General features: G+C 72.9%; 12 protein-coding genes. 5 read left to right on the forward strand and 7 right to left on the reverse strand.

Annotated elements, in window-relative coordinates; all coding sequences use genetic code 11:
- Window positions 1–175 precede the first annotated feature (175 nt).
- The 3 genes from ACWGDE_RS26235 to ACWGDE_RS26245 form a co-directional block, all read right to left on the reverse strand.
- Window positions 176–2,395, reverse strand: coding sequence for an NADP-dependent isocitrate dehydrogenase (locus ACWGDE_RS26235; protein ID WP_453391489.1), 2,220 nt, complete (start codon window positions 2,393–2,395; stop codon window positions 176–178).
- Between the two features lie 225 nt (window positions 2,396–2,620).
- Window positions 2,621–2,974: a DUF805 domain-containing protein gene (locus ACWGDE_RS26240; protein ID WP_453391490.1), complete on the reverse strand. Its 354-nt coding sequence runs from the start codon at window positions 2,972–2,974 to the stop codon at window positions 2,621–2,623.
- 276 nt (window positions 2,975–3,250) lie between these two features.
- Window positions 3,251–4,225, reverse strand: coding sequence for a class I SAM-dependent methyltransferase (locus ACWGDE_RS26245; RefSeq protein WP_453391491.1), 975 nt, complete (start codon window positions 4,223–4,225; stop codon window positions 3,251–3,253).
- Between the two features lie 47 nt (window positions 4,226–4,272).
- Here ACWGDE_RS26245 and ACWGDE_RS26250 point away from each other — a divergent pair, with 47 nt between their 5' ends.
- The gene (locus ACWGDE_RS26250) at window positions 4,273–4,857 is read left to right on the forward strand and encodes a helix-turn-helix domain-containing protein (protein WP_453391492.1); all 585 of its coding nucleotides are present in this window, start codon (window positions 4,273–4,275) and stop codon (window positions 4,855–4,857) included.
- 19 nt (window positions 4,858–4,876) lie between these two features.
- On the opposite strand, the gene ACWGDE_RS26255 is transcribed toward ACWGDE_RS26250, so the two are convergent.
- On the reverse strand, window positions 4,877–5,419 hold the full coding sequence (locus tag ACWGDE_RS26255) for a TetR/AcrR family transcriptional regulator (protein WP_453391493.1): 543 nt from the start codon (window positions 5,417–5,419) through the stop codon (window positions 4,877–4,879).
- 64 nt (window positions 5,420–5,483) lie between these two features.
- Between ACWGDE_RS26255 and ACWGDE_RS26260 the strand changes: the two genes are divergently transcribed.
- The gene (locus ACWGDE_RS26260) at window positions 5,484–5,966 is read left to right on the forward strand and encodes a DUF6463 family protein (protein WP_453391494.1); all 483 of its coding nucleotides are present in this window, start codon (window positions 5,484–5,486) and stop codon (window positions 5,964–5,966) included.
- A 93-nt stretch (window positions 5,967–6,059) separates the two neighbouring features.
- On the opposite strand, the gene ACWGDE_RS26265 is transcribed toward ACWGDE_RS26260, so the two are convergent.
- Window positions 6,060–6,902, reverse strand: coding sequence for a chitosanase (locus tag ACWGDE_RS26265; RefSeq protein ID WP_453391495.1), 843 nt, complete (start codon window positions 6,900–6,902; stop codon window positions 6,060–6,062).
- Between the two features lie 327 nt (window positions 6,903–7,229).
- Between ACWGDE_RS26265 and ACWGDE_RS26270 the strand changes: the two genes are divergently transcribed.
- A complete protein-coding gene (locus tag ACWGDE_RS26270; protein ID WP_453391496.1) occupies window positions 7,230–8,216 on the forward strand; it encodes a class I SAM-dependent methyltransferase in 987 nt (328 codons plus the stop codon).
- Window positions 8,217–8,253: 37 nt separating this feature from the next.
- Here ACWGDE_RS26270 and ACWGDE_RS26275 read toward each other — a convergent pair whose 3' ends face one another.
- Window positions 8,254–8,901 carry a GNAT family N-acetyltransferase gene (locus ACWGDE_RS26275; protein ID WP_453391497.1) on the reverse strand — a complete coding sequence of 216 codons (648 nt, stop codon included), beginning with the start codon at window positions 8,899–8,901 and terminating at the stop codon, window positions 8,254–8,256.
- A gap of 38 nt (window positions 8,902–8,939) precedes the next feature.
- Window positions 8,940–9,536 (reverse strand): TetR/AcrR family transcriptional regulator, encoded by a 597-nt coding sequence (locus ACWGDE_RS26280; protein ID WP_453391498.1) that lies wholly within the window; start codon window positions 9,534–9,536, stop codon window positions 8,940–8,942.
- A 93-nt stretch (window positions 9,537–9,629) separates the two neighbouring features.
- On the opposite strand from ACWGDE_RS26280, the gene ACWGDE_RS26285 reads away from it, so the two are divergent.
- Together ACWGDE_RS26285 and ACWGDE_RS26290 are read left to right on the forward strand one after the other, a co-directional pair.
- Window positions 9,630–11,903: an MFS transporter gene (locus tag ACWGDE_RS26285; RefSeq protein ID WP_453391499.1), complete on the forward strand. Its 2,274-nt coding sequence runs from the start codon at window positions 9,630–9,632 to the stop codon at window positions 11,901–11,903.
- Window positions 11,900–14,060: ABC transporter permease subunit (locus tag ACWGDE_RS26290; protein ID WP_453391500.1), on the forward strand; the 2,161-nt coding region annotated here is incomplete at its 3' end. The genes ACWGDE_RS26285 and ACWGDE_RS26290, both read left to right, overlap by 4 nt.

The raw sequence follows: 14,060 nt of genomic DNA on the forward strand, positions 1-14,060 counted from the left end.
GGCATTTTCGCCCTTTATCTTGTGGTTTTAATAGCCCCCGGGGGGCCCGCACCACACCTGGTTTTCCGCTTCCGCCCCCCCTAACAGGCCCGCCCCGGCGGGCTGTTGCGGTCGGGGGCGGACCCGTTCACACGGTGGATCGGTTCGAGCGGCCGGGCCGCTCGGGCGGCGGACCTCAGCCGAGGATCGCGAGCGCCTGGTTCAGCGTCGCGGACGGCCGCATGATCGCCGAGGCCTTGGCGGCGTCGGGCTGGTAGTAGCCGCCGATGTCGGCCGGCGAGCCCTGCACCGCGATGAGCTCGGCGACGATGGTCTGCTCCTGCTCGCCCAGGGTCTTGGCGAGCGCCTCGAAGGAGGCGGCGAGCTCGGCGTCGTCGGTCTGCTTCGCCAGCTCCTGCGCCCAGTACAGCGCGAGGTAGAAGTGGCTGCCGCGGTTGTCGATGCCGCCCAGCTTGCGGCTCGGCGACTTGTCCTCGTTGAGGAAGGTGCCGGTCGCGCGGTCCAGGGTGTCCGCGAGGACCTGGGCACGGGCGTTGCCGGTGGTGGTGGCGAGGTGCTCGAAGGAGACGGCCAGCGCGAGGAACTCGCCGAGCGAGTCCCAGCGCAGGTAGTTCTCCTTGACGAGCTGCTGCACGTGCTTCGGGGCGGAGCCGCCGGCGCCGGTCTCGAAGAGGCCGCCGCCGTTCATCAGCGGAACGACCGACAGCATCTTGGCGCTGGTGCCCAGCTCCAGGATCGGGAAGAGGTCGGTCAGGTAGTCGCGCAGCACGTTGCCGGTCACCGAGATGGTGTCCTCGCCGCGGCGGATGCGCTCCAGGGAGTACGCGGTGGCCTCGACCGGCGAGAGGATCTCGATGGTCAGACCGTCGGTGTCGTGGTCGGCGAGGTACGTCTTGACCTTGGCGATCAGCTGCGCGTCGTGCGCGCGGCCCTCGTCGAGCCAGAAGACGGCCGGGACGCCGGTGGCGCGGGCGCGGGTGACGGCGAGCTTGACCCAGTCCTGGATCGGCGCGTCCTTGGTCTGGCAGGCGCGGAAGATGTCGCCGGCGGCGACCTCCTGCTCCAGGACCGTGGCACCCGAGGCGTCGACGACGCGGACGGTGCCCGCTGCGGCGATCTCGAAGGTCTTGTCGTGGCTGCCGTACTCCTCGGCCTTCTGGGCCATGAGGCCGACGTTCGGCACCGAGCCCATCGTGGACGGGTCGTACGCGCCGTGCGCGCGGCAGTCGTCGATGACGACCTGGTAGACGCCGGCGTAGCTGCTGTCCGGGAGGACGGCGAGGGTGTCGGCCTCGGCGCCGTCCGGGCCCCACATGTGGCCGGAGGTGCGGATCATGGCCGGCATCGAGGCGTCGACGATGACGTCGGACGGGACGTGCAGGTTGGTGATGCCCTTGTCCGAGTCGACCATCGCGAGGGCCGGGCCCTCGGCGATCTCGGCGTCGAAGGAGGCCTTGATCGCGTCGGCGTCGGGCAGCGCGCCCAGGCCGTTCAGGATGGTGCCGAGGCCGTCGTTCGGGGACAGGCCGGCGGCGGCCAGGGTCTCGCCGTAGCGGGCGAAGGTCTTCGGGAAGAAGGCGCGGACCACGTGGCCGAAGATGATCGGGTCGGAGACCTTCATCATCGTGGCCTTGAGGTGCACGGAGAACAGGACGCCCTCGGCCTTGGCGCGCTCGATCTGGTCGTTCAGGAAGGTGCGCAGGGCGTCGACGTGCAGGACGGACGCGTCCACGACCTCACCGGCGAGTACCGGTACGGAGTCGCGCAGCACGGTGACGGCGCCGTCGGCGGCGACGTGCTCGATGCGCAGCGTGCCGGCCTCGGAGATCACGGCGGACTTCTCGGTGGAGCGGAAGTCGTCGGCGCCCATGGTGGCGACGTTCGTCTTCGACTCGGGGACCCAGGCGCCCATGCGGTGCGGGTGCGCCTTGGCGTAGTTCTTGACCGAGGCGGGGGCGCGGCGGTCGGAGTTGCCCTCGCGCAGGACCGGGTTGACGGCGCTGCCCTTGATCTTGTCGTAACGGGCGCGGTTCTCGCGCTCCTCGTCGCTCTTCGGGTCGTCCGGGTAGTCCGGGAGCGCGTATCCCTGGCCCTGGAGCTCGGCGACCGCGGCCTTCAGCTGCGGGATCGAGGCCGAGACGTTGGGCAGCTTGATGATGTTGGCCTCGGGCGTCTTCGCCAGTTCGCCGAGCTCGGCGAGGGCGTCCGCGATCCGCTGGCCCTCTTCCAGGTACTCGGGGAAGCTGGCGATGATCCGACCTGCCAGGGAGATGTCACGGGTCTCGACATTCACACCGGCCGTCGACGCGTATGCCTGGATCACAGGCAGGAACGAATACGTCGCGAGGGCCGGGGCCTCGTCAGTGTGCGTGTAGATGATGGTCGAGTCAGTCACCGGATGCTCCGCTCCACAGTCTGCGTCTCTCGTCTGCAACATTGCTCGACATCAAGATATCTCGTGATCGGGCCGGTCTGGACAGCCCCCGGCGCAAGGTCGGACGAGACGCACGTCACGCACGGTGTCCGGGCACCGCCGAAAGCACCGAAAATGCCGAAAGCGCCGCCACCGACTGTTTCCAGCCAGGGGCGGCGCTCGGGCGCTACCGGTTCACGGGCCTGCTCAGGCGTGGACGGCCTTCGGGCTCGGGCCGTACTCGTTCGGACCCGGGGTGCCCTCGGTGGCCATCAGGACGATCGCCCAGATCCAGCCGACGAGGGGGATGAAGCCGACGAGGATCCACCAGCCGGACTTGCCCTGGTCGTGGAGGCGACGCACGCCCACCCCGAGCGTGGGGAGGAAGAGGCCGAGCACGAGGAGGCTGTAGAGCAGCGGGTAGGTGCCGGCCGCGAAGTCGATGATCATGGCGACGATCACCAGCGCCACGTAGAAAAGGACGTACATCCAGTATTCCTGGCGACGGGCGCGGCCGCTGAAGTCTGCGTATCGCTTGACGACGTCGGTGAAGTAGTGCACAGGTCCCCCCAGAGGACAGTTCGTCGGCCCGCCCTGATGGACCAAGCCGGGGCAGAACTTATGCCCCGCTTACGGCGCGGTCAAGCCAGTTGGCAAGGCATCAGAAGGGTTACATTTCGATGCTCCGCCTCCTAAACACATCGGTACCGGACGCAACTTGGGACCCACAGGTCCATTCCGGTGACCGACCGTGACGGAATGGGCCCACGGAATCCGTACCGTGACATCGCCGCACGCCTGTACCCCGTACCGCAGGGGCAGTTGCGCCCCGCCCGGTCACGGCCGGCGGGCCACCCACAGCGTGCGCTCGGCGCGGACACCGAGGTCGGTCCGGCGCTCGAGGCGCTCGGGGCCGTCCCCGTCGAGGAGGGTGGCGAGGGTGGCCAGGTCCTCGGGGTCCAGCGCGTCCGCGAGGTGGTCGCGTACGCGACCCAGGGAGGCCCGCGCGTAGCGGCCGGTGGCGGCGGGCAGCGGGTCCGTCAGCTCGACGGCGATCGTCCGCTCGGCCTCGACGGTGAAACCGGCCGCCGCCAGCAGGGCTCCCCAGTCGGAACCGAGGTGCGGTACGCCGGCGGCCCGGGCGGCGTCGATGGCGGCGTGGGTGCGCGCTTCGAGGCCGGGGCGGCCGATGCCGATGTCGTCGGGGAGGAAGCGCGGGAAGGTCTCGAACTCGGCCACCGCGAAGAGGCCTCCGGGGCGCAGCGCGGCGAAGACCTCGGCGAGGGCGCGGCCGGGGTCCGCCATGTGGTGCAGGGAGGCGGACGCCCACACCAGGTCGGCGGGGCCGACGGCCGGCCAGGGCTCGTCCAGGTCGGCGCGTACGGTGCGGACGCGGTCGGCGAGGCCGAGGGCGCGGGCCTTGGCCCCGATGCGGTCGAGCATGCCGTCGGAGACGTCCAGGGCCGTCACCCCGGCCCGCTCGAAGCGTCGCAGGAGGGCGAAGGTGCCGGTTCCGGTGCCGCTGCCCACGTCGAGGACGCGGCGGACGGGCGGCTCCTGGCCCGCGAGGCCGGCGATCACTCCGGTGGCTTCGGTGAGATAGCCCTCCAGGACCTCGCCGTCGAGGTCCAGCAGCTCGGCGAGGGCCGAATCGTCGGCCGGGCCGTGCTGGGGGTGGGCGTGATCGTGGCCGCCGTGGCCGCCGTGACCGCCGTGGCCGCCGTGGCCGCCGGCGTGATCGTGGCCGCCGTGGGCGTGCCCGCCGTGGGCCTGGCCGCCGTGGCGCTGATCCGTGTCCTTGTCGATGTCCATGGACCAAGCCTACGAGCGCCTTGCAGTCCTGGCATACCATCTTGCGTATGACGCAAGACAGCGATCTCGACGCCCTCGTCCGCACCCGGATCCGGGGCCTGCGCCTGGCCAAGGGCTGGTCGCTCGACGACCTGGCCGCCCGCTGCTACCTCAGCCCGTCCACGCTCAGCCGCATCGAGACGGGCCACCGGCGGATCAGCCTCGACCAGCTGAGCCCCATCGCCCGGGCGCTGGGAGCCACGCTCGACCAACTGGTGGAGTCCGCCACCGACGACGACGTCGTCATCCGGCCGCACCACGACGAGGCGCGGGGCATGACCAGCTGGCTGCTGAGCCGCGACGGCGGGCCTCAGGGCACCACCGTGGCGAAGATCCGGCTCACCAAGCCGGCGCCCGCCCGGGACACCGCGACCCTGGGGGTCCATCCCGGCAAGGACTGGTTCACCGTCCTGTCGGGCACGGTCGAACTCCTGCTGGGCGAGCGCAACATCCTGGTGAAGGCGGGCGAGGCCGCGGAGTTCTCCACGATGGTCCCGCACGCCTTCGGCGCGTACGACGGGCCCGCCGAGATCCTGTGCATCCTCGACCACGACGGGCAGCGCACCCACCTGCGCCCGTCGGCCACGAGCTGACCCCGGCCGGTACTCCCTCCTACTCCCCGCGCGCGGCCGCCGCGGCCACCGCGGCGATGCGCGGGGCGAGGGCCGCAGTCGGCGGCTCGGCCATGAGGAACACCCAGGCGAAGACGGTCCCGAGCACCGTGGCGTGAACCAGCGCGGGGTCCGCCCGTGCGGCCAGTTCGCCCCGCACGAAGGCCCGTTCGAGCAGGTTCGCCACCTGCGCACGCTCTCCGGCGATGAAGGTCTCCTGGAAGCGCGCCGCGATGTCGGGCTGCTGCTTCAGGTCCGCGAGCAGGCCGGGGGTCGCGGCGGCGACCACCGGGTCGGAGAAGATCCCCAGGATCAGGTGCGCGAGCGCGGTGAGGTCCCCGAGCAGCGATCCGGTGTCCGGCAGCGGCTGCGGTTCCCGCCCGTGCACGAGCGCGGAGAAGACCAGTTCGCCGCGCGAGGCGTGCCGGCGGTAGATGGCCGCCTTGCCCACGCGCGCTCTCGCGGCCACGGCGTCCATGGTCAGGGCCGCGTATCCGACTTCCGGCACCAACTCCCGTACCGCGTCACGGATCGCGTCGTCCACGCGGCTGTCCCGCGGTCGGCCGGGGGCTTGTTTCGAAGGCTCCACGGCGGCATCATACGGAACCATGAGTATCGGAACTAGCAGTACCGTAATTACTCCGGCCGTCGGCGTGACGGCCGCCGGCGCGGCCCGCGCGCGCACCCTGACCATCTGGGCGGGGCGAAGCACCGTGTTCATCGGCTTCGCCCACATGGCCTTCTTCACCGTCAAGACCGGGTCGAGCTGGGGGGATTGGCTCTCCGGCACGCTGCACGGCCGGGCCGCCATCGAGGATCCCGCCCACCTCGACTCGCTCCGCCTGTTCTGGGCCATGCCCGGCAGCTTCGCGGTCCCGCTGATCCTGCTCGGCCTGCTGGTCGTCCGGATGGCCCGCGCCGACCAGGAGATCCCGCGCTACCTGGGCTGGACCCTGGCGGCGTGGGTCCTCCTCTGCGGCTGGATCCTCGAACCCTCCGGCTTCCCCCTCGGCCTCGCCCCGGTCGCGCTGCTCCTCCTCGCACACCGCGCGCGCCACGCAAAGGCTCGGGCCGTCTCTTTCGGATCCTGATCCGAAAGGGACGGCCCGGCGGACGCCGCGGACAACGGCCCGGGGTGGGGAGGAGGTTCGCCCCGGGCCGTCGTCACGTACTCGTGGGACGGGTCAGCCGATGTGGAACGGGTCCCCGTAAACCTTCCAGTCCAGCGGGGTGTTGAGGTTGAGGTTGCCCTTCTTGAGCCACACGCGCTGCGCGGTGTCCACGCGGCTGGTGTCGCTGTGCGCCTCCTCCTGCTTCATCGCCCAGACGCGCGCGTCGAGGAAGGCGTTGAGCCAGGTGGTCTCGTTGCCGCCCTGGGCCGGGGGCTTGGCCTTGGAGAGGGCGCGCTTGCGGATGTTGCGGAAGCTCGTGGAGTCCGTGCCGTTGCCGTGCATGACGATGGCGTCGTAGTACATGAACTGGCCGAGCACGCCCACCCCGTCGGACTTGCCCTGGTTCACGGCCGGGTTGAAGTAGACGCGGTCGCGCTCGTGGTCCTGGGCCTTCTTGAACTCGGAGTCGGAGGCCGCCTTGACCCAGTCCTTGGTGAAGTTGGGGTCGAGGCCCGAGTGCGAGTCGCTGCCGTCGACCTTCCGCAGTGCCGGGAGGTACTTGGCGAGCACGTTGCCCGGCTTGACGCTCGTGTAGTACTCGACGAGCTCGAGCATGTCGTGGGTGCCGGAACAGAAGCCGATGATGCCGGCCGTGTAGCCGCGGCCGTCGTCTATGTCCTCGATGTACTTGTACTGCGCCTTCCAGTTCAGCGAGGAGTTCTCGGCGCTGGAGACGATCTGCATGGCGATGTCCTTCTTCACCGGATCGTCGAGTCCGACGGCGGCGGCCGCCGACACCTGCGCGGTGGGGGTCGCGTCGGGGGACGCGGTCGCGTGGGCGGTGACGGGTACGGCGAGAAGGGTGGTTCCGAGCAGGGCACTGATGGCCAGTCGCTTGCGGTGGGGGGTGAACACAGGTCCTCCATAAGGGAGTTGATGCTCGGGCGACTTCGTTAGGAAACTTTACTACCAGAGGTTGCGCCACCTCAATACCCGGGAACCGGCCGTTCTGCACGGGGCCCCGCGGAACCCGGGCCTGGAGCTTTGACCAGCGCGGACGCCCGCCGGACGGGTCCGTGGCGCGGGGAGGCTCCCGCGCACCCACCAGCGGTGTTCGGCGCGCGCGCCCCTGGCAAATGAGAGCCTGATCGGGGCATCCTTACGCATGTGCGGTCCATTCCGGCCGTTCGAGCTCACATGCGAGAGCCTGTGCGTCAGCACGCGCAAGGAAGGGAGGCGCCGATGGCCGTCCTCGTGATCGGAGACGCGCCCACCGAGGCCATCGAGGCGGCCGGTCTGCGGATCCGCCCGTGCCGGACCGACGCCGACGATCCGCTCCCGGCCGGCCTCACCGGCATCGACGCCCTGATCCTCGCCCCCACGGCGACCCCCGCCGCACTGCCCCTCGTCGGTCCGGCGCTCGCCGCCGAAGTGCCCGTACTCGCGCTCGGCGACGGAGCCCGGCTCCTCGCGGAGGCGGCGGGTACGGGGGCCGGCGACTGCGGGGCCACGGACCCGCTGCTCGGGGGCTCCGCCGCACCGCACGGGTTCCGCGTGGGCGCCAGCGCGTGGGGGCTGCCCGACGCGGGCGAGGCCGACCGCGAGGTGCTGCGCCGCTTCGCCGAGCTGGTCGCGGGGCGGGCCGGGACCACCGCCACCCGGGCCTTCTTCACGCCCCGGGCCGCCGCCTGGGAGGAGCGGTTCGCCTACCAGACCCCCGCGTACGAGGCCGCGGTCGCCCGGATGCGGCTACGGCCCGGGCAGCGCGCGCTCGACCTGGGCTGCGGCAGCGGCCGCGCGCTGCCCGCGCTGCGGGCCCTGGTCGGAGCCGCCGGCATCGTGATCGGGGTCGACCTCACGCACGCGATGCTCACGGCCGCCTCCCGGGAGGGCCGCGGCGGTCCGGCGCGGCTGCTGCTGGCCGACTGCGGACGGCTCCCGTTCGCCACCGGCTCCGTCCACGGCACCTTCGCCGCCGGTCTCCTGGACCATCTGCCGCGTCCGGACACCGCGCTGCGCGAATGGGCCCGTATCACCGCCCCCGGTGGGGAGTTGCTCCTCTTCCACCCCTCCGGCCGCGCGGAACGCGCCGCCCGCCACGGCCGCGCCGTCAGCCCCGACGACCCCCTGGCCGAGCCGAACCTCCGCCCGGCCCTCGAAGCGGCGGGCTGGCACCTGGCCACGTACGAGGACGCCGACACGCATTTCCTGGCCCGGGCGGAGCGGTAGGTCCGGGCCCGGTCAGCGGCTCGGGGCCCGGCCGGGGTCAGCCGGTGGTGCGGCCCGCCTCCAGGCGGGCCTCGAGGCCTCGCTTCGCCTCCGGCCATTCCGGGCGCGTGATGCTGTAGACCGCCGTGTCCCGGATCCAGCCGTCCCGCATGACCATGTGGTGGCGCAGTACGCCCTCGTGCGTCGCGCCGAGCCGGGTGATCGCCGCCCGCGACTTCGCGTTCCGTACGTCCGTCAGCAGCTCGACCCGGTTCATCCCCATCACTTCGAAGGCGTGCGTCAGCATCAGCAGCTTCGCCTCCACGTTCGCGCCGGTGCGCTGACGGGACTCCGCGAGGAAGGTCCAGCCGATCTCCAGCCGCCGGTTCGCGGTGTTGATCACCATCAGCCGGGTCGAGCCGATGACCTGCCCCGTCTCCGCGTCCACCGTCGCGTACGGGATCTGCGTGCCCTCCGCGCGTGCCGCGACGGCGTCCTCGATGAAGCCCCGTACGTCGTCCGGGTGCGGGACGATCGTCACCGCGAGCTCCCACAGGCTGCCGTCGCGGACCGCATCGCACAGCCCGTCGTGGTGGCGGAGCTCCAACGGCTCCAGCCGAATCCGCTTGCCGACCAGCTCGGCCGTCGCCGCCGCCGTCACCGCCGCCGTCCCCGTCTTCGCCTGCTCCATGCTTGACCTGCCCATCCCCGTGGTTCCCGTAGCGCCGCGCCGACAGGCGGACCCTACCCGGCGTCCATGATCAACCCCACCAGGATTTCCATCGCCGCCGCCATGTCCACGTCCCCGTCGTACAGCCACTGGACCTGCAGACCGTCGAGCGCGGCGATCGCCAGGGCGGCCACCGCGTCCGCGTCGAGACCGGGCCGCACCCGCCCCTGCGACTGGAGCCTGCGCAGGTTCTCCGCGATGAGCTCGCGGGTGGCGGCGTACCGTCCGGCGAAGTGCGCCCGCAGCGGGTGCCCCGGGTCGGTCGCGGACGTCGACAGGCTCGCGTAGAGGCGTACGAGTCCAGGCTCGCGCACGTTGTCCCTGGCGATCTCGGCGAGCGCGCCCAGCGCGTGGCCGCGGTGGCGGGCGACCGCGGACGCGACGGAGTTCTCGTCGCGCTGCGCGAGGACGGCGAGCAACAGCCCCTCGCGGGAACCGAAGTAGTGCAGCACGCCCGCCTCGGAGAGACCGACCCGGTCGGCCACCTCCTTCAACGAAGTTCCCCTGTCGCCCTGTTCGGCGAAGACCGCGAGCGCGGCGCGCAGGATCTCGGCTCGGCGGGCGATGCCTTTGGCGTAGGGGCCACGGGTCCTGCGGTGCGCGTCGTCCATCCCGCGAAACCCTAGTGATGTAAGGCTTTTGCGTCTACGCTCGCGCGGCCGGTGGACCCGGTGAACCTTGCCGGTCACAGCACTGGAGGGCGAATGGCGTCACGGACGGCGCGGCGAGAACGGCGGGACGCGCTGCCCGCGGGTACGCGGGTGGGGTCGCTGCGCGAAGGACTGCGCGGCGGCGGTGGCCGGTCCGTCTTCTACGTGCTCCTCGCGCTGGTGGCCTTCGACGAGCTGGAGTCCGCCACCCTCGCCGTCCTGGCCCCCGACATCCGCGACACCTTCGGGGTCGACGACGGGGTGATGGTGTTCGTCGGCTCCGCCGCGGGGGCGTTCATCGTGCTCGGCATGGTCCCCCTCGGCTGGCTGGCCGACCGGATGCGGCGCGGCCGGCTGCTGGGATGGGCCGGGCTCGGATTCGCCGCGATGGTGGCCGCCTCCGGGGCCGCCGGCAACGTCTTCCTCTTCTTCCTCGCCCGCTTCGGCGCCGGCGTGGCCCGCTCCAGCACCATCCCGGCCGGCTCCACCCTCATCGCGGACACCTATCCCATCGCCGTGCGCGGCCGCCTCGCCGCCGCCCAGGGCATGGGCACCCGGGCGGCCGCCGTGCTCAGTCCACTGGCGGCGGGCTCGATCGCGGCGTGGGCGGGCGGGGACGCGGGCTGGCGCTGGGCCTTCCTCGCCCTGTCCGTGCCGGCCGGGATCGCCGCCTGCGCCGCCTTCCGGTTACCCGAACCGCCGCGCGGGCAGCACGAGATGACCGCGGTACTGGGCGAGGTCGTCACCGGACACCGGCCCGGGCCGGTGTCCACCGAGGCCGCCTTCGCCCGGCTGCTGTCCATCCGGACCCTGCGGACCTCGGTGCTCGCCTTCGCGGCGATGGGCTTCGGGATGTTCACCGGTCCCCTGCTGATGAACCTCTTCGCCGCCGACCACTACGGCGCCGACGCGCTGGAGCGCGGCTCGTACGCCACCCTCGGCGCCGTCGCCTCTCTCGTCGCGCTGCCGCTCGTCGGCCGCCGCTACGACCGCCTCTACCAGGCCGATCCGGCCCGCGCGCTGCGCCTGGTGGGCGCCTTGCTGGTGCCGGCCGCGCTGCTGCTGCCGGTGCAGTACGCGATGCCGAGCCTGCTCTGGTTCACGGTGGCGGGGATTCCGGGCGCGGTGCTGGTCACCGTCTCGTTCACGATGGTCACGCCCGTCCTGCAGTCGGTGGCCCCGTACCGGCTGCGCGGGCTGGGCGCGGCGCTCGGCGGGATCTACGTGTTCTTCGTCGGAGCGACCGGCGGGGCGCTGCTCGCGGCGCTGCTGCAGAGCGCGTTCGGGCCCCGGGTCGCGGTGCTGGCGGTGGGGGTGCCCGCGACGCTGGTCGGCGGTCTGCTGCTGATGCGCGGATCGGCGTACATCCGGGAGGACTTGGAGCGGGTGGGCGCGGAGCTCCGCGAGGAGCGGGCGGAGCGGGACCGGCAGACGGCGGAGCCGGGCTCGGTACCGCTGCTGCAGGTGAGCGGGGTGGAGTTCGGGTACGGGCCGGTTCGGGTGCTGTTCGGCGTGGAGCTGGAGGTGCGGCGCGGCGAGGTGCTGGCGCTCCTGGGGACGAACGGGAGCGGCAAGTCCTCGCTGCTGCGGGTGGTTTCGGGTCTCGGGACTCCGTCGGGCGGGGTGGTGCGGCTGGCGGGTACGACGATCACGTACGCCTCGCCGGAGCAGCGCTCCCGGCTCGGAGTGGTGCTCATGCCCGGCGGCAAAGGGGTGTTCGGTGGGCTGACGGTGCGGCAGAACATGCGGGCGGGCGCCCATCTGTACCGCTCCGACCCGGCCGACCGGGACCGGCGGATCGAGCGGGCCCTCGGCCACGTACCCGCGATCGCTCGCAGAGGGGACGCCACTGCGGGTTCGCTCTCGGGTGGCCTGCAGCAGCAGCTCGCCCTGGCCATGGCCCTGGTGCACGACATCGAGGTACTGCTGCTGGACGAGCTGACGCTCGGGCTGTCGCCCGCCGCCGCGCAGGAGGTCCTGGAGGTGGTGCGGGGTCTCAAGGCCGACGGGGTCACGATGGTGATCGTCGAGCAGTCGGTGGACCGGGCGCTCCGGGTCGCGGACCGGGCCGTGTTCCTGGAGAAGGGCCGGGTCCGCTTCACCGGACCGGCCGAGTCGCTGCGCGGCCGGGAGGACCTGCTCCGCTCGGTCTTCCTGGGCGGTGGCGAGCCGGCTGGCACGGACCCGGAGCAGGTGCCGGCCGGCGCGGACCCGCAGCCGGTGCCGGCCGGCGCGGACCCGGAGCCGGCCGCCGGCGGTCCCGTGGCGGGCTCCGGCCCCGGCTCGCCCGCGGGCCCGGACCGCCCGGCCGACGGGGGGCACCGATGAGCTTCGCCACGCCGCAGTTGCTGTTCGACGGGCTCGTCGGCGGACTGGTCACCGGGCTGCTGGCCGTCTCCGTCGTGCTCGTCCACCGCTCCACCCGGGTCGTCAACTTCGCGGCCGCCGCGATGGGGTTGGTCGGCTCCGCCCTCCTCGCGCTGCTGACCGTCCGCTACCACGTCCCCTACGCCCTCGCGCTCCCCGTGGCCCTGCTCGCCGGCACGGCGTTCGGTGCCGCCGTCGAACTCTCCGTCGTCCGACGCCTGTTCACCGCGCCGCGGGTCATCGTGCTGGTGGCCACCATCGGTGTGGCCCAGCTCGCGCTGGTGATCGCCGCCTCCTATCCCTCGCTCGACGGGGGCGCTGCGGGGGCCGCGCCGCGCTATCCGCTCCCCTTCGCCGGGTCGTGGAGTCCGCTGCCCGGACTCACGGTCGGCGCCGCTCAGTTGGCCGTCGTCCTCACCGTCCCGCCCGTCGCGCTCGGACTCGGCGCCCTGCTCACCCGTACCTCCTTCGGGCTGACCGTGCGCGCCGCCGCCGACCGGCCCGAGCTGGCCCGGCTGCACGGGATCAGCCCGAAGCTCGCCTCCACGCTGGTCTGGGCGGCGGCCGGATTCCTCGCCGCGCTCGCCATGGTCCTGGTCGCCGGGCAGCAGGGTTCCGCCGTGGAGCTCGCCCGGCTCGGCCCGCAGACCCTGCTGCGCGCCCTGGCCGCCGCCGCCCTCGCCCGGCTGATGTCGATCCCGGTCGCGCTGGGCGCCGGGGTGGCCATCGGAGTCGGCGAGGCCCTGGTCCGCTTCCACACCCTCGGCCAACCCGGCCTGGCCGACCTGCTGTTGCTCGCGATCGTGCTGGCCGCCTCGCTGCGCGGCTCCGGCCGGGGCGCGCGGACCGCCGACCGCGAGACCGGGGCCGTCTGGACGCACTCCTACACCCCGCGGGTACGGCCGGTACCACCCGCGCTGCGCCGCCTCCGGTGGGTGCGCCACCTCGGGAAGGCGGGGCCGCTGCTGCTCTGCGCGGCCGGGATCGCCCTTCCGCTGGCCGTCACCCAGCCCTCGCGCATCATGCTCTGGACCACGGCGCTCGCCCTGGCCGTCTGCGCCGCCTCGCTGACCGTGACCACCGGCTGGGCCGGGCAGCTCTCGCTGGGCCAGATGGCCTTCGCCGGCATCGGGGCGCTGACCGCCGCCACCCTGCACCGGGGCGTCCGCCTCGACCTCGGGCCGCTGGGAGTGCACGCGCTGCGCGGCACCGTGCTCCCCGTCGCCATCCTCCTCGCGGCGGCGGCGACGGCGGCCCTCTCCGTCCTGCTGGCACTGGCGGCCGGCTCGGGCACGGCCCGCTCGCGGGGCCTCGGAGCCGCCGCCGCGACCTTCGCCTTCGCGGTCGCGGCCGAGCAGTACCTGTACCGACAGCCCTTCCTGAGCGGCGGGTTCGGCCAGTCGGTGCCGCTGCCCCGGACCACCTTCCTGGGCCTGGACGTCACCGCGCCCCGCACCTACTACTACGTGGTCCTGACCGTCCTGGTGCTCGTGCTCGGGCTCCTCGCCCGGCTGCGCCGCACCGCCGCCGGACGGGCCGTGATCGCGGTGCGCGACAACCCGGACGCGGCCGCCGCCTGGGCCGTTCCACCCTTGCGGACCACCTTGCGGGCCTTCGCCCTGGCCGGTTTCACGGCGGGCGCGGGCGGGGCGCTGCTCGCCGGAGCGGTGCAGTCGATCCCCTGGTCGGACCGGTTCTTCCTGAGCGGGGACTCCCTCCTGCTGGTCTCGGTCGCGGTGATCGGCGGTCTCGGCTCCCCGACCGGCCCGGTGCTGGGGGCCGCCTGGCTGACCGGGGTGCCCGCGCTGTTCCCGGACAGCGAGGTGGCTCCGATGCTGACCAGCTCCTTGGGGCTGCTGGTGCTGCTGATGTACTTTCCGGGCGGCCTGGCCCAGCTGGGACACGGGGTACGGGACGCCCTCCTGAACTGGGCCGAGCGCCGGCATCCGGCGGAGCCGGGGCCGCCGCTCCGGACCACCGGGGCACTGGGCGACGTACGGGAACACGCGCGGGCGCCGCTCGACGCGTCGGCCCCCGCTCCGGCCGGAGCGCCCCTCCTGGCCGTGTCGGGGATCCGGGTCCGCTTCGGCGGGATCACCGCCGTCGACGGGGTCGCCC

This window comes from Streptomyces sp. NPDC054956 (genome assembly GCF_053609185.1).